The 21083-nt window shown below is 41.6% G+C and carries 11 protein-coding genes and 1 pseudogene; all 12 read left to right on the top strand.

What is annotated here, in order from left to right; genetic code table 11:
• Nucleotides 1-104: 104 nt before the first annotated feature.
• The 12 genes and pseudogenes from QZL88_RS16215 (at nucleotide 105) to QZL88_RS16160 (ending at nucleotide 21057) form a co-directional block, all read left to right on the top strand.
• On the top strand, nucleotides 105-3341 hold the full coding sequence (locus QZL88_RS16215) for a SusC/RagA family TonB-linked outer membrane protein (RefSeq protein WP_296942822.1): 3237 nt from the start codon (nucleotides 105-107) through the stop codon (nucleotides 3339-3341).
• Between the two features lie 46 nt (nucleotides 3342-3387).
• Nucleotides 3388-5211: a SusD/RagB family nutrient-binding outer membrane lipoprotein gene (locus tag QZL88_RS16210; RefSeq protein WP_296942821.1), complete on the top strand. Its 1824-nt coding sequence runs from the start codon at nucleotides 3388-3390 to the stop codon at nucleotides 5209-5211.
• 138 nt (nucleotides 5212-5349) lie between these two features.
• Nucleotides 5350-6516 carry a DUF1343 domain-containing protein gene (locus QZL88_RS16205; protein ID WP_296942819.1) on the top strand — a complete coding sequence of 389 codons (1167 nt, stop codon included), beginning with the start codon at nucleotides 5350-5352 and terminating at the stop codon, nucleotides 6514-6516.
• 43 nt (nucleotides 6517-6559) lie between these two features.
• Nucleotides 6560-8023, top strand: coding sequence for a sodium:solute symporter (locus tag QZL88_RS16200; RefSeq protein WP_296942817.1), 1464 nt, complete (start codon nucleotides 6560-6562; stop codon nucleotides 8021-8023).
• A gap of 36 nt (nucleotides 8024-8059) precedes the next feature.
• Entirely contained in the window at nucleotides 8060-8923 is an 864-nt protein-coding gene (locus tag QZL88_RS16195) for an ATPase (RefSeq protein ID WP_296942815.1), read from the top strand.
• Nucleotides 8924-8964: 41 nt separating this feature from the next.
• A complete protein-coding gene (murQ, locus tag QZL88_RS16190; RefSeq protein ID WP_296942813.1) occupies nucleotides 8965-9786 on the top strand; it encodes an N-acetylmuramic acid 6-phosphate etherase in 822 nt (273 codons plus the stop codon).
• A 235-nt stretch (nucleotides 9787-10021) separates the two neighbouring features.
• Nucleotides 10022-11206, top strand: a pseudogene (locus tag QZL88_RS16185) (serine hydrolase); the annotation flags it as partial.
• 15 nt (nucleotides 11207-11221) lie between these two features.
• Nucleotides 11222-13093, top strand: a complete 1872-nt coding sequence (locus tag QZL88_RS16180) for a PQQ-binding-like beta-propeller repeat protein (protein WP_296942812.1) — start codon at nucleotides 11222-11224, stop codon at nucleotides 13091-13093.
• A 22-nt stretch (nucleotides 13094-13115) separates the two neighbouring features.
• Complete coding sequence (locus QZL88_RS16175; RefSeq protein WP_296942811.1) at nucleotides 13116-16121, top strand: xanthan lyase; 3006 nt, start codon at nucleotides 13116-13118, stop codon at nucleotides 16119-16121.
• A gap of 239 nt (nucleotides 16122-16360) precedes the next feature.
• The gene (locus tag QZL88_RS16170; protein WP_296942810.1) at nucleotides 16361-17566 is read left to right on the top strand and encodes a C40 family peptidase; all 1206 of its coding nucleotides are present in this window, start codon (nucleotides 16361-16363) and stop codon (nucleotides 17564-17566) included.
• A 128-nt stretch (nucleotides 17567-17694) separates the two neighbouring features.
• A complete protein-coding gene (locus tag QZL88_RS16165) occupies nucleotides 17695-18840 on the top strand; it encodes a dipeptide epimerase (RefSeq protein WP_296942808.1) in 1146 nt (381 codons plus the stop codon).
• Between the two features lie 774 nt (nucleotides 18841-19614).
• Nucleotides 19615-21057, top strand: coding sequence for a transglutaminase domain-containing protein (locus QZL88_RS16160; RefSeq protein ID WP_296942806.1), 1443 nt, complete (start codon nucleotides 19615-19617; stop codon nucleotides 21055-21057).
• The last annotated feature ends 26 nt before the right edge of the window (nucleotides 21058-21083 follow it).

The following is a 21083-nucleotide window of genomic DNA, read 5'->3' as shown; positions in this document are numbered from 1 at the left end:
CACGAACCTTGTTTTATAGGCAATTCTGCTATAAAAAACACTATTTAGTCAAACTTATTAAGTAAGCGCTTTCAATTATTTTTTAAAATTAAACCTATGTTACTATGACCGCATTAAAACAAGCCAGAAAAAGTTTTATACAGAAACTTTTGTGTATCCTCTTTGCAGGGTTAGTATTATCTACCGCAGGGAGTATAGATGTGCAGGCAAACACGGGAAAATCAGAAGATCCTACAGATTTGCAACAAACGGTAAAAACTATAACAGGAACTGTTGTAGATAGAAATGGAGAACCCCTGGCTGGCGTAAGCGTCACTATAAGGGGAACAATCACTGGTACAATGACTGATGGATCAGGCAAATATGCCATAACAGTACGGGACAACAATCAGGTACTGAATTTTTCATACATAGGATTTAAACCCCTTTCTGTTGCGGCAAAAAACAGTGTGATTGATATCACTATGGAAGAAGATGCCCAGATGATGGATGAAGTTGTTGTAACAGCAATGGGTATAAAGAAAGAGAGAAAGGCATTAGGATACTCCGTGCAGGATATTAATGCCGATGAACTAATGAAAAACAAAAGTACAAACATCCTCAACTCTCTTAGTGGCAAAATAGCCGGATTGAATGTTACACAAAGTAGTGGTGCAGCCGGAGCCGGAGCCAGTATAATCATTCGTGGGGGAACATCGCTCGAACGTGACAACCAACCACTTTTCGTAGTAGACGGAATGATATATGACAACTCTACTGATGCCGGAGGTAATAGTGCTTTTGATGGTGCCACACGCGTTAACTCGACCAATAGCAACCGTATTATGGACATAAATCCGGAAGATATAGAGAATGTATCGGTATTGAAAGGTCCTGCGGCATCGGCCCTCTACGGCTCGCGTGCAGCAGCAGGTGTTATCGTGATCACAACAAAAAAAGGGCAGGAAGGACAAGTAAAAGTGAATGTAAATTCAAAATTCAGTACTTCTTGGGTGAATCGTTATCCTGAACAACAAGACCGTTACAAAAGAGGATACTATAACCAATCAGGAACTTTGGATGATTATACCATGAACTCATGGGGAGCTGCATTCAAAGAAGGAGAGCAAGTGTATAACAATATGGAAGATTTCTTTCAGAACGGTAGCACATGGGACAACAATGTAAGCATATCAGGGGGTAGCAAAAACAGCAACTATTTCCTTTCCGCTTCCCGTTACGACCAAACAGGTATTATTCCTGAAACCGGATTTGAAAAAACAACCTTCCGCTTCAATGGTGAACAAAAATATGGTATACTCACTACAGGTGCAAATGTAGCCTATTCAGTAGGATCGGCAGACAAGGCTCTGACCAGTACAGGGCTGACAGGATCAGGTGGAACAGGTGCTATATCTTCCGTTTACAGATGGGCAAGAAGTGATGATATGAAACACTGGCTTAACGAAGACGGCAGCAGATACCGTATGTTTGAAGGGCTCCAACTTCCGGCTGCTGACGTAGATAATCCGTACTGGATTATAAACAGAAATCCTATTACAGAAAAAACAACCCGCTTTACGGGAACTATAAACGCAAAATTGAATATTGCCGAATGGTTCAACATTGCATATATCGCAGGCACAGACCGATACACAACCAACACCAAAAGAATAATCGGCGCAAATGGCGGTGTAGACCTGATATATCAGAAAGGGATGTTATCTGAAAATGACAGGACATATGAATATTTATCATCAAACTTCATGATGAATTTCACAAAGAAATTCGGAGATTTTGACCTCAATTTATTACTGGGACAATCTGTAGAAGACACCAAAGTAAAAACTAACCGATACAGAGCGTGGAACTTTGTTACTGAAAACTTTTACAACATAAACAATACTGCGAATGAAGACCGCCGTATAGCTCAAGGAAACAGTAGAAAAAGACTGATTGGAGCATATGGAGAATTCAGAGCGGGATACAAGAACATGCTTTATGCCACTGTTACAGGACGTAACGACTGGACATCGACCCTACCGATAGATAACAGATCTTACTTCTACCCTTCAGTCAGCGGAAGTTTTCTTTTCACTGAAGTGATGCCTAAGAATGACATCCTGTCTTATGGAAAGATCAGAGCATCGTGGGCCGAAGTAGGTAAAGATGCCGACCCGTATGTAACAAATACATATATAGACCCTCCATTCCCTACCGTTGGTGGTACTGGGATACAAGATGCATGGACACATGGTAACGATATTCTGGTTCCAGAAAAAACAAGATCGACAGAAATTGGACTCGAATTAGGATTTCTCAACGGCAGACTAGGTTTTGATATGGCATATTATTCAAACAAGAGTATAAATCAGCTGCTAAGTCCGAGAACATCTCAGACAACAGGTTATATATTTATGACCACAAATGCAGGTGATATTACAAATAAAGGCTTTGAAATATCTATTAAAGCCGAACCGATAAAAACCAGGGATTTCTCATGGAACACAATGCTCAACTTAGCTAGAAACAAAGGGAAAGTAAATAATTTATTACCGGGAATAGACGTACTTTATGTAACTGACGTACAGGTAGGAAGTGCAAAAGCAGCTTCATTCAATGGTGGTAACTTCATGGGAATATCTGGATCTAAATATAACAGAGATGAAGCCGGAAATATGATTCTCGATTGGGAAAGCGGTATGCCTACATCAGACGGAAAAGAAATATACGATATCGGTAACCGTGAGCCTAAACTGACCGGTGGTTTTACTAATACATTCCGGTACAAGGATTTTGAACTGTCTTTCCTTCTCGATTTCAGAATCGGCGGAGACATTTATAACGGAACAGATTACTTCATGACAGGTATAGGTATGAGCAAAAGAAGTATGGATCGCGAGTCACTTACATTATCAGGTGTGGCAAAAAATCCGGACACACAACAATTGGAATCAAAGACATACACCTTCCAGGCAAACAAATTCTATCTGAAAGGACAGGAAGTTTCCAGTGGAACAGCTAAAGCCGAAAGTGGATATCAGATTATACAGAAATATTGGGATACATATTATAACTATGAATCGGCAAACTACATGACCAATACCAACTGGTTGCGTTTAAGATCATTGTCTCTGTCGTACTATATGCCTAGCAAGCTACTCAATAAGACTAAATTTATCAAAGGAATGTCTATCAATGTGACAGGAACAAACCTCTTGCTATTTACCAACTATAAAGGTATGGACCCTGAAACAAGTGCAGCAGGATCCGGAGCAGTCGGTTCGAGCAGCGTCGGTATAGACTATAATGGTGTACCTGCAACAGCAGGAATGTCTTTCGGTATTAACTTAACATTCTGATTTTATATCCGAATACATCTTATTATATACTTTAATAATACATACAATGAAAAAAATAATATATATCTGTTTAGGCTTATTATTGATAGGTATGAGTGCCTGTAATGATTATCTGGATATAAACGATAATCCTGATAACCCCAACAATACCGTACCTACTCCCGATCTTCGGTTAAGAGGTATTATGCAGAATTTTGTTGATAGTTATGAATCATCCGGAACCAGAGGTTGCTGGTTTACCGGAAACATCGGAAAATCTTACGGAACTGCATACAATGATTATCTTATCAAATGGGATCCGCAATCAGCCTCTACTACATGGCCATATCAGGCATGGTTCATATATACAGCTGCCAATCTGAAACCACTGATTGAAAAGGCAACAGCGGAAGGAGCATGGTCATATGTAGGTGCAGCAAAGCTGATACACGCATGGGGATTTATGACAATGACTGATGTATATGGTGAAATGCCGTATACTGAAGCCCTTACCAATGTAATAACTCCAAAGTACGATAACGGAGAAACTATATTCTACGGATGTCTGGCTATGCTGGACGAGGCAATTGCCGAATTTCAGAAAGATCAGCCTTCAACAGCGACATCTTTCGCTAGCGGAGACCTATGGAATAACGGAGATAAAGACAAATGGTTGAAACTCGCCTACGGTCTCAAAGCGCGCTGGCTAAACAACCTCTCAAAAAAGAATGCATATGATCCTGATGCAATATTAGCAGCTCTGGATAAAGCACCGAAGAATAACAGTGAAAGTACAATAATGCGCTATGTAAACTCGGCAAATGAGGATGAATCCGGTATACGGGCTTTACAACATACAAACCTGTCGAATACAACTTCGCGTATTACTAAATGGTATCTCGACCTGTTGACAAATACCTTTACAGGAGGTAGCGGAGTAGTAGACCCCCGTACCGACCTGCTCGTTCCCAACGGACAATATATGATAAATAACGAATTGAAATATGTACGCGCCGCAGGTGTAGATTTTATAAAAAGTGATATTCGTACCAAATCGGGTCCTGTAGCTTTTGATATTTATTCCAGAACACAGGATATGAACGGGAATATTTTCCCTGTGGCTAAAGACATTTGGTACAACGCCACTCAACTGGTCGACAGAAGAGGTGACTCTATATACACACCTATCTATTCCGAACTATTATCATGGATCAAAGCCTCACCCGGCGATGCCAAAGATGACCGTTATATAGCTAACCGCTATAACGGAAAAACAGCCCAGATCATCTCTACAGGTACATTCTATACCCGTGCCGATGCTCCCGGCCATCTGCTGGCATATCCCGAAATGTGCTTTATCAAAGCTGAAGTTCTTTTCCGCAAAGGAGACAAAGGAGGGGCTCTAACAGCTTACAAAGACGGTATCAGAGCACATATGGAATTAATGAATGATAAATTAAAAGATTATGATCAGACCGTATTCGGCAAGCAGGTGATACCTGCCACAGCCATCGATGACTTTCTGAAAAGTGCAGCTGTTGCACAAAGTGCAGGCGAACTGACTATGGCTAAGATTATGCAGCAAAAGTTCATTGCCTGCTCATATTCGCTACAAAACTGGAATGACATGCGCCGCTTCAATTACAGTGCGGGGAACATTAAGGATTTTGGAGTTGTTTATATCGATTTCGATCGCCCATATGAGTTCAACAGTTCGAGCAAAACCCATTTCCCTACAGACGATCCGAAGAATGAGCGTTACTGGATACGAAGATTCCAGCATTGTACAATAGAAACAGGTTACAACTCCGAAAACCATGCCGCTTCAAACCCTGAGGCCAAGTTGCCTACAGTAAATTCGCTTCCGGTATGGTGGGATACTGCCGATTAAGATTTGTTTAGCATACGATCCCGTTACTAGATTTAGTAATGACACATCAAAACAAGGGGTGAACAGCCTATGTTTACCTCTTGTTTTTACTCAACACTTGATTATTTTTGATTATAAATCCGAATATCAAACAAAAAAATGAAAGTATTCAAATCATTAATTCTTCTGTTATCCCTATCCCTTACTTGCTTTTCTCAAAGCAACAAGGTTATAGTAGGTGCAGAATCTACTAATGAATATTTCCCCATCCTGAAAAACAAGCGTGTAGCGATAATGTCCAATCATACAGGCATGGTAGGGAAAGAACATTTAGTAGACATATTGGTAAAAAACAAGATCAATATGATATGTATCCTGTCTCCCGAACACGGGTTCAGGGGAAATGCCGATGCCGGGGAACATGTTTCGAGTTCTGTCGATGAAAAGACCGGCATAGCGATACGCTCATTGTATGACGGAAAGGATCAAAAACCAAGTCCGGAAACAATGGACTCTTTCGATGTCCTTATCATTGATATACAGGATGTAGGGTTGAGATTCTACACATACTATATCACCATGGCCCGGCTTATGGATGCATGCGCCGAATATAATAAAAAAGTAATCGTTCTGGATCGTCCCAATCCGAACGGACACTATATAGATGGCCCTATTCTGGATATGAAACATAAATCCGGTGTGGGATGGCTACCTATACCTGTAGTACATGGCATGACATTAGGCGAACTCGCCCTGATGATAAACGGAGAAAGATGGTTGCCTCAATCCCGTGTCTGTGATGTGACTGTTATCAAATGCAAGAACTATACACATCAGACATTGTACCGGTTGCCAGTCCCTCCATCTCCCAATTTACCGAATATGAAGTCAATATATCTTTACCCATCCACATGCCTGTTCGAAGCCACACCTGTGAGTTTGGGAAGAGGCACTCAATTCCCGTTTCAGGTATACGGGCATCCTAATATGAAAGGATATTCATTTTCATTCACACCCCGAAGTATTCCGGGTGCAAAAAATCCACCTCAACTCGACCGTGAATGTTTCGGCGTAGACCTGAGAAATATACCGGATGAAGAAATATTTAAGAAAGGTTTTGACCTGTCATACATCATAGATGCTTATAAAAACTTAAATTTGGACGACCATTTCTTCCGCCCGTTTTTCGAAAAGCTTGTAGGAGTATCTTACATACGGAAAATGATAATGGAAGGACGATCGGCCGATGAAATAAAAGCAATGTGGAAAGATGATGTCGAAAAATTCAGGGAACAACGCAAGCCATACCTTTTATATGCCGAATGAATCATGCAATCTGACTTATAACTCATAACCCATAACTAAAAACATGGATCCAATATTAATACTTATTACCATTATAGCCTACTTTATCGTTCTGTTCGGCATATCGTATATAACGAGCCGTAAGGCCGATAACGAAAGTTTCTTTGTAGGCAACCGGAAATCATCATGGTACATCGTCGCTTTTGCCATGATCGGATCAGCTATATCAGGCGTTACGTTTGTATCTGTACCCGGTATGGTAGCCGTAAACAATTTTGCTTATTTGCAAATGGTTATAGGTTTCGCAGTAGGGCAATTCATTATCGCATTCGTACTGATTCCCTTATTCTATAAGATGAACCTGACTTCAATATATGAGTACCTCGAAAACCGTTTTGGGATATCCTCATATAAGACAGGGGCATGGTTCTTCTTCATCTCCAAAATGCTTGGAGCAGCAGTGCGTTTATTCTTAGTGTGTGCCGTACTTCAGTTTCTCGTATTCGAACCATTCGGGTTACCATTTATTCTTAATGTGGCCGTATCTATTGCGCTGGTTTGGTTATATACATACAAGGGTGGTGTAAAAACGCTGATATGGACCGATTCTTTCAAAACATTATGCCTCATCGTTTCGGTGATTATGTGTATCTATTACATCGCTTCCGATATGGGTTTCGGTTTTGGCAGTATGTTGTCGGCGATCAATGACAATAATTATTCGCAAATATTTTTCTTTGACGATATAAATGACAAAAGATATTTCTTCAAACAGTTTCTCGCGGGAGTGTTTACGGTGATTGCAATGACCGGACTAGATCAAGACTTTATGCAAAAAAACCTTAGTTGCAAGAATCCGAAAGACTCCCAAAAGAATCTTATCGTAAGTGGTATTCTTCAGATTGTCATTATTTTACTATTTTTAATGCTTGGAGTACTTTTGTATATGTTTGCAGCGAGCAACAGTATAGCTATTCCGGAAAAGAGCGATGAACTATTCCCTATGCTGGCCACAGGTGGATATTTTCCTGTAATAGTAGGAATACTGTTTATCATCGGACTTATTTCGGCGGCCTACGCAGCTGCCGGCTCGGCATTGACTTCCCTGACCACATCTTTCACTGTCGACATATTAGGCAGTTCTAAAAAAGGGTCGGATAGCACAACAGCCAACAAAAGAAAAAAAGTACACATGGCGATGGCCATTGTTATGGGAATAGTTATTATTGTTATTAATTTATTAAATAATACGTCGGTAATAAATGCAGTCTATGTATTAGCAAGCTACACTTACGGGCCGATATTGGGGATGTTTGCTTTTGGTATATTTACCAAACTGACAGTGAAAGATAAATACATCCCACTTGTAGCAATCCTATCTCCACTACTTTGTCTTATAATAGACCTGAACTCTGAGAAATGGCTCAACGGATATTCCTTCAGTTATGAACTACTGATAATGAATGCGGCATTTACATTCATAGGTTTGTTATTATTAACAAAGAAGACAAAGGTAAAAAAGAATTAGAGCATTAAGATAACGATAACGTAAAGAACGATAGATATGATTTTATTAGCAGATGGCGGTTCGACTAAGGTTGACTGGTGTTTAATAAACAAAGGTCAACTGGTAAAACAAATTTTCACAAAAGGAGCAAATCCATTCTTCTGCACACGCGAAGAAATCAGCGAAGAACTAAGAATTTCGCTCGCTCCGGATATGTCCGGCTATAAAATAGAAGCCATATACTTTTACGGAGCGGGCTGTGCCTTCCCCGAAAAGAATGAAATAGTAAGGGCTGCTATTGCCGATAATTTCAAAGTGGAAAATATAGAAGTAGGTAGTGACTTACTTGCCGCAGCCAGAGGATTATGTGGTCACAACAGCGGTATAGCCTGCATTATTGGAACAGGATCAAATTCTTGTTTTTATGATGGGGAAAACATTATTTCAAATGTTTCGCCATTAGGTTATATTCTGGGTGATGAAGGAAGTGGTGCTGTGTTAGGCCGTTTGTTTATAGGCGCATGTCTTAAAAATCAACTGACTCCGGGAATAAAAGAAAATTTTCTTAGTCAATACAATCTGACTCCGGCCGTTATTCTCGAAAAGGTATACCGTCAGCCCACACCAAACAGATTTCTGGCCAGTTTGTCTCCATTCATTCTCGGGAATATCAATGACAGTACGGTATATAATCTGGTATATAATGCATTTAAAGACTTCTTCATCAAAAATGTAATGCAGTATGAACATAAAGATTATGATGTACACCTCACAGGATCAGTTGCGTTTCACTATCAACTAATACTGAGAAAGGCGGGTGAAGATTTAGGTCTGAAAATCGGCAAAATTACCCAGTCCCCGATGGAAGGACTCATCACATATTATAGTAGCCAACAGGCGGTAGGTGCATTTAATTCTTAATTCTTAATTCTTAATTCTTAATTCTTAATTCTTAATTAAAAATGTCCTTTATAAAAATAACAGAACAACCATCATTATACGACAATCTGGAAAACAAATCTGTCCTCGAACTTCTCACAGATATAAACAAGGAAGACCAGAAAGTTGCTTTAGCTGTAGAAAGAGCCATACCTCAGATAGAAAAACTCGTATCACAGATCATTCCCCGTATGCAACAGGGTGGACGCATATTTTATATGGGAGCGGGTACAAGCGGAAGACTGGGGGTATTGGATGCATCAGAGATACCGCCTACATTCGGTATGCCTAATACACTTGTGATAGGCCTCATCGCAGGAGGAGATACAGCTTTGCGAAATCCGGTAGAAAAAGCAGAAGATAATCTGGATGCGGGATGGCGCGACTTACAGGCATATAACATCAACGAAAAAGATACGGTAATAGGCATTGCGGCATCGGGTACAACCCCTTATGTTATAGGGGCTTTGCGCGAAGCCCGGAAAAACAGAATCCTCACAGGCTCTATTTCCAGCAACCCCGGTTCACCTCTGTCTCAGGAGGCGGATGTTCCGATAGAAATGATTGTAGGCCCCGAATTTGTAACGGGTAGTTCGCGTATGAAATCGGGTACAGGCCAAAAGATGATATTAAATATGATTACTACCTCTACCATGATTAAACTGGGACGGGTAAAAGGAAACCGCATGGTAAACATGCAACTATCCAACGACAAGCTTGTAGACAGAGGAACCCGTATGATTATAGACGAGTTGGGACTGGACTACGAGCAGGCGCAACGGCTCTTGTTATTGCACGGGTCGGTAAAAAAGGCAGTGGATGCTTATAAAGCTGAGCATCAGTGATTGACTTTTAGAGATCTGTATTAAGTAATGGAAAAAATATTTCATAATTTCTGTTGTGAGAGTGTGTCAGAAGTAATTCTCACGGTCTTTCTGTCATGTTGAACGGAGTGAAACATCTCGTATCTGGAGGGTCGGGATTCTTCATTACATTCAGAATGACAAGGAGGGTAACACTTTGATAGTGCAGATTGGCTTTTGATACAACCTCACATATAACTAAAATAAGTCTGACATAATGAAAAGAATAATAATTCTCTCCATATTATTAACCTTGGCATGCAGCACACTTTTCGCCCAGTCTCTGCCATTGGTTAACCCTGAAAAAGCAGGTATGGATAAGTCGAAATTGATATATGTAGATAATACGATCAACCAGTCTGTTCAGGATGGGGATATCCCCGGAGCTGTACTAGCTGTGGTAAGACATAAAAAACTCGCCTATCTGAAAGCCTATGGTAATAAACAAGTTTATCCTGAAACAGTAGCAATGACTACAAATACTGTTTTTGACCTCGCATCGTTAAGCAAATCTGTATCTACGGCAATATCTACAATGATACTGCTGGAACGGGGACAGTTGAGGCTAAGGGACCAGGTAGCTATGTATATTCCCGGATTCCAGCCATGGACAGATACTATAACAGGACGAAAAAGGAATATAAGGATTATCGATTTATTAACCCATACCTCAGGGCTTCCACCCTATGCTCCCGTAGAAGAATTAAAGAAACAATATACTGTTCCGAATCCCGATGGATTAATTACCTATATATCGAATGTGAAACGTAATAATGAGCCAACAAAAGTATTTGATTACAGTTGCCTCAACTTTATAACCCTCCAGCGTATCATAGAAAATATATCCGGCATGAGCCTGCAAAACTTCGCCAGACAAAATATATTCAGTCCGCTGGGGATGAAACATACCGATTACAATCCTACGGGCGAAACACTCGAATGGACGGCTCCGACCGAAAAGCAGGCTGACGGTTCGGTACTGAAAGGAAAAGTACACGACCCGCTGGCAAATATAATGAATGGTGGGGTTTCGGGTAATGCAGGCGTATTCTCCAATGCGGAAGATATTGCCATACTTGCCGCAATGCTGCTGAATGACGGAGAGATTGACGGTATACGCATATTAAGCCCTTTAACTGTCCGTGCCATGCGCTCCGTACCGAAAGGGTTTGAGGAATTCGGCCGCTCACTGGGATGGGATGTATATTCCGGCTATGCCAGCGACGGAGATTTATTCGATGTATCCGCATACGGACATACAGGCTATACGGGAACATCTATTACTATAGACCCCGACTCCGGTACTGCGGTTATACTGCTTACCAACAGGGTACATCCCGATGATAAAGGCGCTGTATCACGTCTTCGTGAAATAGTAGCAAATGTTGTAGCTGCATCTATTATAAAGGTTAAGTAAATGAATATTTCAGCACACATAGTAAAAAAGTATATTACCTTTTCTCTGTTATTGCTAATATCCATAGTTTTCAGAGGACAGGACTTTCGTTTTGCCGTAGTAACCGATATTCATCTCAACCGCAACAATCCGCTCCCGGAAGAGGACCTGATAAATACGGTCAACGATATTAATACAAACAAAGATATAAGGTTTGTTCTGGTAACGGGAGACATCAGCGAATCGGGAGATTACCAATCTTTGCGAAAAGCAAAAGATATACTGGACCGGCTAAACGTAAAATACTACGCCATATCCGGCAACCACGAAACCAAATGGAGCGAGTCGGGAGCTACCGATTTCGGACATATATTCGGCTCGGAACGCTTCGATTTTGAGTATGGAGGTATCCGTTTTTTCGGGTTCAATACAGGTCCTATCATCCGTATGATGGACGGGCACATAGCCCCACAGGACATTAGCTGGCTGAAACAGGAACTAGCTGCCATGCCATCCGGACAGCCTGTGATTCTGGTCACCCACTATCCTTTGCTCGACAGCGATGTAGATAACTGGTGCGACCTGACCAACGCTGTCCGTAGCTATAACATCAAATCCTTTATCGGCGGGCATTACCATAGCAACAGGTTATTTTCATACGACGGAATTCCGGCTTTTATCTGTCGCTCCAATTTGCGGGACAAACAAGACAATATCGGAGGATATTCTATATTCAATGTCACCTCTGATTCCATTATCGTATATGAACGAAAGATAAAACAAGAACCTGTCAGGTGGGGTGCTTATTCTCTGACAAAGGAATATTATACGGCGGATAATAAAACCTGTTCAGGTCATGACCTCTCCGTTAATAATGAATATCCACAGGTAAAAGAAATTTGGACAACATCGAACGGGTCCGCATTCTATACATCTCCTGTAATATCAGGAGACAAAGTGTATGCCGGCGATGATTCCGGCATATTCTCATGCTATTCCGTAAAAGATGGTACTAAAGACTGGAGTTTCACTTCCGTAAACCGTATCGTGGGCACTGCCGCAGTTAACAAGGATGTTGTCGTATTTGGCTCTGCCGATAAGAACATATATTGCCTAGATGCTAAAAAAGGAATCCTGCGGTGGAAGTATAGCGTAGATAAAGCTGTATTAGGTTCTGCCGGCATCGACAATGGCATTGTTTACATTGGAGCCAGCGATAATACATTCAGGGCCATCGATATTAAAACAGGAAAATTGGCATGGGAATTCCCTGAAGTAAAAGGATATATTGAAACACGCCCGTTGATCTACAAAGACAAAATCTTTTTCGGTGCATGGGATGAAACAATGTACGCTTTGGACAAACATACAGGCCGATTGCTTTGGAAATGGGCAGAAGGCAGGAAAGGAATCCTTTATTCTCCGGCTGCAGTATGGCCTGTCGCTGCGCACGACAAAGTATTCTTCACAGCTCCCGACCGTGTTATGACCGCTGTTGATGCCAATACGGGAGAAACTATATGGAGGATGTCCGACTGGAAAGTCAGGGAAACCATCGGCTTATCAGAAGATAAAGAGCGATTATACAGTAAAACGATGCAGGACAGTGTTGTCTGTTACTCCGCTACAAGTAGTAAACCACAACAAATCTGGGCGACAAATGTAGGTTATGGATACGATCATGCACCTTCTATGCCTGTCGAAAAAGATGGTGTAGTATTTGGAAGCACCAAAAACGGAATCATCTTCGCTATCGAAGGAAAAACGAGCAAACTGCTCTGGAAACACAAAATTGGAAATTCTATAATCAACACCGTTTATCCGTTAAACGGTAAAGAATGTATTTATACAAGTGGCGAAGGGCTGCTAGGGTTGCTTCGTTACGAAAAATAGATAATATATAAAACTCAAAATTATGGGAAGCCGTAAGATAACGTTCTTATTTATATTTTTCTCCTTTATCCTGTCTCTTACATCCACCGGGATAAGGGCGCAGGAAATAACAAAAGATGCGACTGATAAGATCGGTGAATACCTCACCAAGACCATTAATCAGCAAACGCGTATACGCCCTGTAACGATTGACTCTGTTGATATACAGAAAAAGAAGATTCAGTTGTTTGCCAATGTTAATCTATCCTTTGGGGGATTCGACAGGCAACTGGTAGACAACATATATGCGGGAGTGAAGGAATATCTGCCGGATAATATGAAAAATTATCAGGTCGAACTTTTTTCCGACAAGTACAAAATAGAAGACTATATTCCGCTCGTCAGGAAAGAAAAATTTACCAACAAAGTTGATAAGCCGTTAATAACACGCCTGTCTCATCCTGTAAAGAGCAGCAAAGGCCTTCAGAACCGCCATATCGCCATGTGGCAAAGTCACGGCTGGTACTACGAGCAAAAGCTATCCCGCTGGGAATGGCAGCGTGCACGGGTCTTTCAGACTGTAGAGGATTTGTTCACACAAGGTTATGTTTTGCCATACCTTGTTCCTATGCTCGAGAACGCGGGAGCAAATGTTTTCCTGCCACGCGAACGGGATACACAAAAACATGAAATAATTGTAGATAACGATAAATCTCTCAACAATTCTGTTTACAAAGAAACAGCAGGAAAAGAAGCATGGACAAAGGGGGATAGCGCCGGATTCGCCCAGCTGAAAGAAGTTTATCTGGACTTGGAAAATCCATTCCGGGATGGTACATACCGGCAGGTGAAAACCATAAGTAAAGGCAATGAAAGCGTTTGCGAATGGTTGCCCGACATTCCGGAAAAAGGAAAATACGGAGTGTATATATCTTATGCCAGCCTGAAAAACAGCAGCGAAGATGCCCGCTATACCGTGTATCACTCCGGAGGAAAAACGGAGTTCAGCATCAATCAAACTATGGGGGGCGGTACATGGATATTTCTCGGATTCTTTTCCTTCGACAAAGGTAAAAATGAGAATTGTAAGATCACCTTATCCAACAAAAGTGCGAAAAGCGGGCAGATAATTACTGCCGATGCTATAAAAATAGGGGGAGGTATGGGAAATATCGCACGTACCACCGATCCCGAAAACCTGAAACAACCGGATGATACGACTGTTTCTAAATTTCCGCCGATAAAGTACGAACTGGAAACCAGCAATCACCCCCGCTACACGGAAGGTGCGCGTTACTGGCTGCAATGGGCGGGTGTTCCCGACAGTGTGTACAGATGGACGAAAGGAAAAAGCGATTATACAGACGATTATCAGAGCCGTGGCTTATGGGTAAATTATATGGCGGGAGGATCTCCTGTTATCCCGAAGGGGAAAGGATTGAATATCCCTCTGGATATGGCAATGGCTTTCCATAGCGATGCGGGCACAACCTACAATGATTCTATTATAGGCACGCTGACCATCTGCATGACGCATATAAACGATGAGATATTCGCGAACGGCATTCCGCGAATCGCTTCCCGTGACCTTACTTCCCTCATCATGGACGAAATAGTGAAAGACATACGCACCGAATATGAGCCGAACTGGACACGCCGCCATATATGGAACCGCAATTACAGCGAAGCGCGCATGCCGGAGGTGCCGACTATGTTGCTGGAGTTGCTCTCCCATCAGAATTTTGCCGATATGCGCTACGGACTCGACCCGGCTTTCCAATTTACGGCGAGCAGAGCTATTTATAAGGGCATACTTAAATTCATCGCTTATCAGTACAACTTCGATTATGTAGTGACGCCGTTGCCGATAAAATCATTCAGCACCGAATTTTCAGGAGATACTCAGGTGAAACTGCAATGGCTGCCGGTAAACGACCCGTCAGAACCGACCGCGACACCAAATAGTTATATCGTTTATACCCGTACGGATAACAACGATTTCGATAATGGTGTCTTAGTAAAGGGGAATCAGACGACCATTGATATAGAGAAAGATAAGATATATAGTTTTAAAGTAACGGCGGTAAACGAAGGCGGTGAAAGTTTTCCGTCCGAAATATTATCCGTTTGCAGGAAATCGAATGAGAAAGGAACGGTTTTTATTGTCAACGGGTTTCAACGTATATCTGCACCCGACAGCTTTGCCAGCAGCGACAGCATTGCCGGATTCTTAAGCTATAAAGACCACGGAGTACCCGATAAGAGCCAGTATAACCTTATAGGAAGCCAGTATGAGTTTCGCCGTAAGATACCGTGGATGGACGACGACGCAGCCGGATTCGGGGCTAGCAATTCCAATTATGAAACGACTGTAATCGCAGGCAACACATTCGATTATCCGTTTGTACACGGCACATCCATCGTAAATGCAGGCTACTCTTTCGTGTCTGCTAATACGGAAGCCGTAATGAACGGTCTGGCCGATATGAACAATTATAAACTGACAGATCTTATATTAGGGAAGCAGAAACAAACAAAAATCGGGCGGGGTGCATTTCCCCCACGGTTTAAAACTTTCCCTGACGGATTACAGTCGAAAATAACAGATTATTGCAACAAGGGAGGAAACATATTTATCAGTGGTGCCTATGTGGGTACAGACCTTTGGGACAATGAATTTGTAAAGAATGAAGATAAAGAATTCGTGCAAAAGGTATTGAAATATAAGTGGCGGACAGGGCAGGCAGCAGTAACAGGTAACGTAAAAAGCGTGGCTTCACCTTTCACACAACTCACAGGAACATACAGTTTCTACAATGAACTGAATTCGGATTGTTACGCGGTAGAATCACCCGACGCCATAGAGCCTGCGGATGCAAACAGCTTTACTGTTTTCAGGTATAGCGAAAATAACCTGAGCGCGGGGATAGCTTCTGATGATAATTATAAGACCTGCGTATTGGGTTTCCCTTTCGAGACAATCAGGGAAACACCTTTGCGTGACCAACTGATGAAAAACATTCTGAATTTTATGTTTAATAAGAAATGATTTAGTAATGAATAATATTTATTGTCGCATTTGTTTTATAGGAGGGTGTTTCAAAAGTAAAACTACACGATCAAAGTGTTACTCTCTTTGTCATCCTGAGAGAAACGAAGGATCTCGACTCTGAGAAACGAGATGTTTCACTCCGTTCAACATGACAAAGAGAAAGTGAAAAATACTTTTGAGACAGCCTCCCACAGCCAAAATATATCAATAAACGCTTTTATTTAATAATAACTAATATGAGAATCAACAATATAACAAAACTAGTTACAGCAACATTAATTTTCTTATCTGCCTGTCAGAATAAAGAAGAAAAGACACCTTATCCTGAGCTTAATGCTCTCGTAGACAGTGTCAGAATGAAATATGTACCGGATAGGCGGGACAATGTATATGATATCAAAGTGGTGGAGAATGAAGGTAAGCCTGTCATAAAAGGGGTGACTTCTTTGAACGAAGCTAAAGTCGATTTGCTGGAACAGATCCGGAAAAGTAATCCGGCGGCAATAGACAGCATCAGTGTATTACCTGATGAAACGGTCGGAGAAAAAACATATGGAGTGATTAACGTTTCGGTAGCAGATGCACGCATGGGTGCAAGTTATGCCGCTGAAATGGGAACCCAGTTATTACTGGGTGCGCCTGTACAGGTTTTGCAACACGACGACTGGTGGCGGATAAAGAGCGCGGAAGGCTATGTGGCATGGACGACCGGCGGTTCATTTGTAAGGATGACAAAAGATGATTTCAACAAATGGATAACTGCAAAGAAAATCATTTTCACAGGTGATTACGGCTTCGGATATGAAAACCCTGATGAAAAGAAGCAAAGGGTATCCGACCTTGCATTCGGCAATATGCTGAAACTGGAAGCCGACAACGGACGCTTCTATAAGGTATCTTATCCTGACGGCCGTATCGCTTATGTATTGAAAAGCCAGAGCAAACCTTACGAAGAATGGTTGACGTCTGTAAAACTAACCGAAGAAAGTATTTTGGAAAAGGCTCTTTCACTTAAAGGCATCCCATATACGTGGGGCGGAACATCCGTCAAAGGCATGGATTGCAGCGGATTTACCAAAACAGTGATGCTGATGCATGGAATTATTCTTATGCGGGATGCTTCCCAGCAGGTAAAGACCGGCATTCCTGTGGATATAAGCAATGGTTACGAAAACCTGCGTCCGGGTGACCTGATGTTCTTCGGAAAAAAAGCGCAGGAGGGAAAAAAAGAACGGATACGCCATGTTGCCTTTTACAAAGGTGATAAAGAGTTTATCCACGCTTCGGGATATATAAGGATAAACAGTCTGGATTCGACCAAAGCAAATTATGACGAACTAAATACCCGCGAGTTTGTACGGGCGTCGCGAGTTATCGGTGCTGTGGATACTAAAGGAATCTGGAGTATAAATAATAGTCCGTTATATAAGGAGCAGAGATAATTAGCGAATTAGCATATTTGAAAATCAGCAAATGGAGCGCAAGCGGCAATATCATTTGCTAATATGCTAATATCCGAACCTGCTAATTATTTTTTATTTTTCGTTTTTCACTTTTAATTTAATAATATATGGCACAATCAAGACGTGATTTTCTGAGAAAGACAGCATTGGCCTCTCTTGGTGCCGGTCTGGCTGCCGGCTCCCCATTGAGCATATTCGCACAGAAAGGTAAAGACAAGGTTACAGGCAGCAAAGGAAAAATGAAATTCAGCTTCAGACCTTTCGACCTGCAATTGAGACATGTATTTACTATCGCTAATTTTTCGCGTACAACAACCCCTGTTGTATTGACGGAGATCGAATATGACGGTATTACCGGATACGGGGAGGCCTCTCTCCCGCCCTATCTGGGAGAAACGCAGGCATCTGTTATGGACTTCCTAAAAAAAATAGACCTGAGCCAGTTTTCCAGTCCGTTCGAGCTCGATGATATACTCACCTATGTAGATAAAATAGCGGAAAACAACACGGCGGCAAAAGCATCTGTGGATATAGCCCTGCATGATCTTGTGGGTAAGATCATGGGACAACCGTGGTATAAAATATGGGGGCTGGATAAGTCGAAAGCACCGTCCACAACTTTCACTATAGGCATAGACACCGCCGATGTGGTGAAAGAGAAGACCAGGGAAGCCGCGCCGCTTTACAATATTCTGAAAGTAAAGCTGGGACGCGACAATGACAAGGAGATGATAGAAGCTATCCGTACAGTGACCGACAAGCCTATTGCCATAGACGCCAATCAGGGCTGGAAAGACAAACATCATGCACTGGATATGATATACTGGCTGAAAGAAAAAGGGATAGTAATGATAGAACAGCCGATGCCGAAATACAACCTCGACGATTCGGCCTGGGTAACAGAAAGGAGTCCCCTACCCGTCTTTGCGGATGAATCTTTCCAACGTTTGAATGATGTATTGCGGCTCAAAGGCGCTTTTACGGGTGTAAATATCAAACTGATGAAATGTACGGGAATGCGAGAAGCATGGAAGATACTGACGGTAGCCCGCGCAGCCAATATGCAGGTAATGATAGGTTGCATGACGGAAACTTCCTGCGCTATCTCAGCAGCATCTCAATTATCACCTGCTGTAGATTGGGCAGACTTGGATGGAAACTTGTTGATAAGTAACGATATTTATAAAGGGACGACCGTTGTCGATGGGAAATTGATATTGAATGATTTGCCGGGAATAGGGATAGGGAAATAGTAAGTAATAAGTTTCAAGTAATGAGTAATGAAAATAATTTATTTGAGAAAAATTTATCTATATAGTAAGCTACCAGCTTTAGCTGCTTGCTTATAGCTCTTTGAAAAACTGATTAGCAAATGAATGAAAAAGTGTAACCTTTGTTACTTTTTAACATACCTTCGAATTAACAATGGGCGAATATTTATTCGCCCCTACAAAAGAGAATAAAGCTGTTACTTTTGTTACCTTTTTTATTTAAACACAGAGTTTATATCGAATAAAAGTATAGATATCTAATTCTTAGTTTTTTAAATTGCCACGACTTTTAAGTCGTGGATATAGGATGAAAATGAATACGACTTTAGTCGAATATCTTTTGGCTAAAGCCCTTCACCAATTGTTACTATTATTCCTCCACTTAAAAGTGGAGGCGATTAAAGCACTGATAACAACATGCATATAATCTTATTCGATATAAACTCTACAGAGTAAAAAGAGTAACAGGAGTTTTAGTAAAAAAGTAACAATGAAAAACAATATAAAAGTGTCAGATGTGTCAGGTTTTAACAAAGTCCTCAGTGTAACGAAAAGGATTTTACCGCAAAGGACACAAAGAGTTACTCAAAGGACGCAAGTAAAAAAGCATTGAAAAGGTGTTACCTTTGTCACCTTTTTAGTCCATCCAACCTCTCCTCGTGGAGGCTTAGCTGACGCGTTAGCATTCCCCCTCCGGGGGTTAGGGGGCTGATTACCATTATTTTTACTATAAATAATTTAAAAAAAACAATACCTATGAAACACTTATATTTTATAATAATCGCACTGGCAATATGGGGATGCAATACCCAACAGCCCAAATCTGTGAGTCTAGAGCAAATAGATACGGAAGAAAAGGCCGGAAACTTTACGAAAGCGTCCTATCTGATTGACCTGTATATTGCCGAGAATAAACCTTCTGGCGATACAATCTATGACCTCAACTGGAGAAAGGATAAAATGCATCGCATAGCTCTGGACTTCAATAAAGATAAGGAACAAGTGATGGAATATATCCAAAAATATTATCCTGAAGTAAACGATGATATGTTAGCCAAATGGGAGGCTGACAATTCACTGGAACATATGGTCATCGATGGGCAAAAAAAATATTTCAGCCGTGGAGCGAGCAACCTGTTCCGTCTGGATAAAAATGCTATCGCAAAGAAGAAGGAGGTGGATAAGCCAAGTACAGACGCAAAAGAAGAGACCCTGAAAGTACATCTGCCGGAAATAGTATCTGTATTGGGAAAAACAGGAAAAACCCAAATGCCCCTCGTTGCAATGAGAGTAAAATATGAAGTGACGCTGAAACCGAATGCAGTACCCGAAGGTGAAGTTGTAAGATGCTGGCTTCCGTACCCGAGAGAGGATGAGCGCAGACAATCGGAAATAAAGTTGTTGTCGGTAAATGACGATAATTATATTATATCCCCTTCAAAATATGCACACCGTACATTATATATGGAGAAAACCGTAAAGAAAGATGAACCGTTGAAGTTCGAGATAGAGTTCTCTTATAAATCGGCGGCGGAATGGTTCAATCTTGAGGGCAAAGAGGTCAAACCATTTGATACGAACAGCGACCTGTATAAGACATATACTTCCGAACGTGCTCCCCATATCGTTTTCAGTGATTCTATCAAAGCCATATCGGAACGTATCATTGGCAATGAAACAGACCCTTACCAGAAGGTGAAAAAGATATTCACCTGGATAGATGAAAATTTCCCTTGGGCGGGCGCACGGGAATATTCGACAATAGACAATATACCGGCTTACGTACTGGCAAACAATCATGGCGACTGCGGGCAGGTAACATTGTTATTCATAACGCTGGCTCGCTACAATGGCATTCCTGCACGCTGGCAAAGCGGATTTATGATGCATCCGGACGGACTGAACCTGCACGACTGGAGCGAATTCTATATAGAAGGTATGGGATGGATACCGATGGACCAGTCTTTCGGCATCAACAGGTTTACGGATGATGAAAAAGTCAGGTACATATATTCTAACGGGATGGACGCGTACCGCTGGATAGTCAATAACGATTATTCCCAACCTCTGTTTCCCGAAAAGATTTACCCACGAAGCGAAACAGTAGATTTTCAGCGTGGCGAGTTGGAATGGAAGGGAGGAAACTTATACTTTGATAAATGGAGCTGGGACTTTGATGTCACATATACTAATAACTAACCGGGAGGTTATCACTAATTGAAACT

This window comes from uncultured Dysgonomonas sp. (assembly GCF_900079725.1).
Classification (GTDB): Bacteria; Bacteroidota; Bacteroidia; order Bacteroidales; family Dysgonomonadaceae; genus Dysgonomonas.
This window is presented reverse-complemented; position numbering and strand designations above follow the sequence as displayed.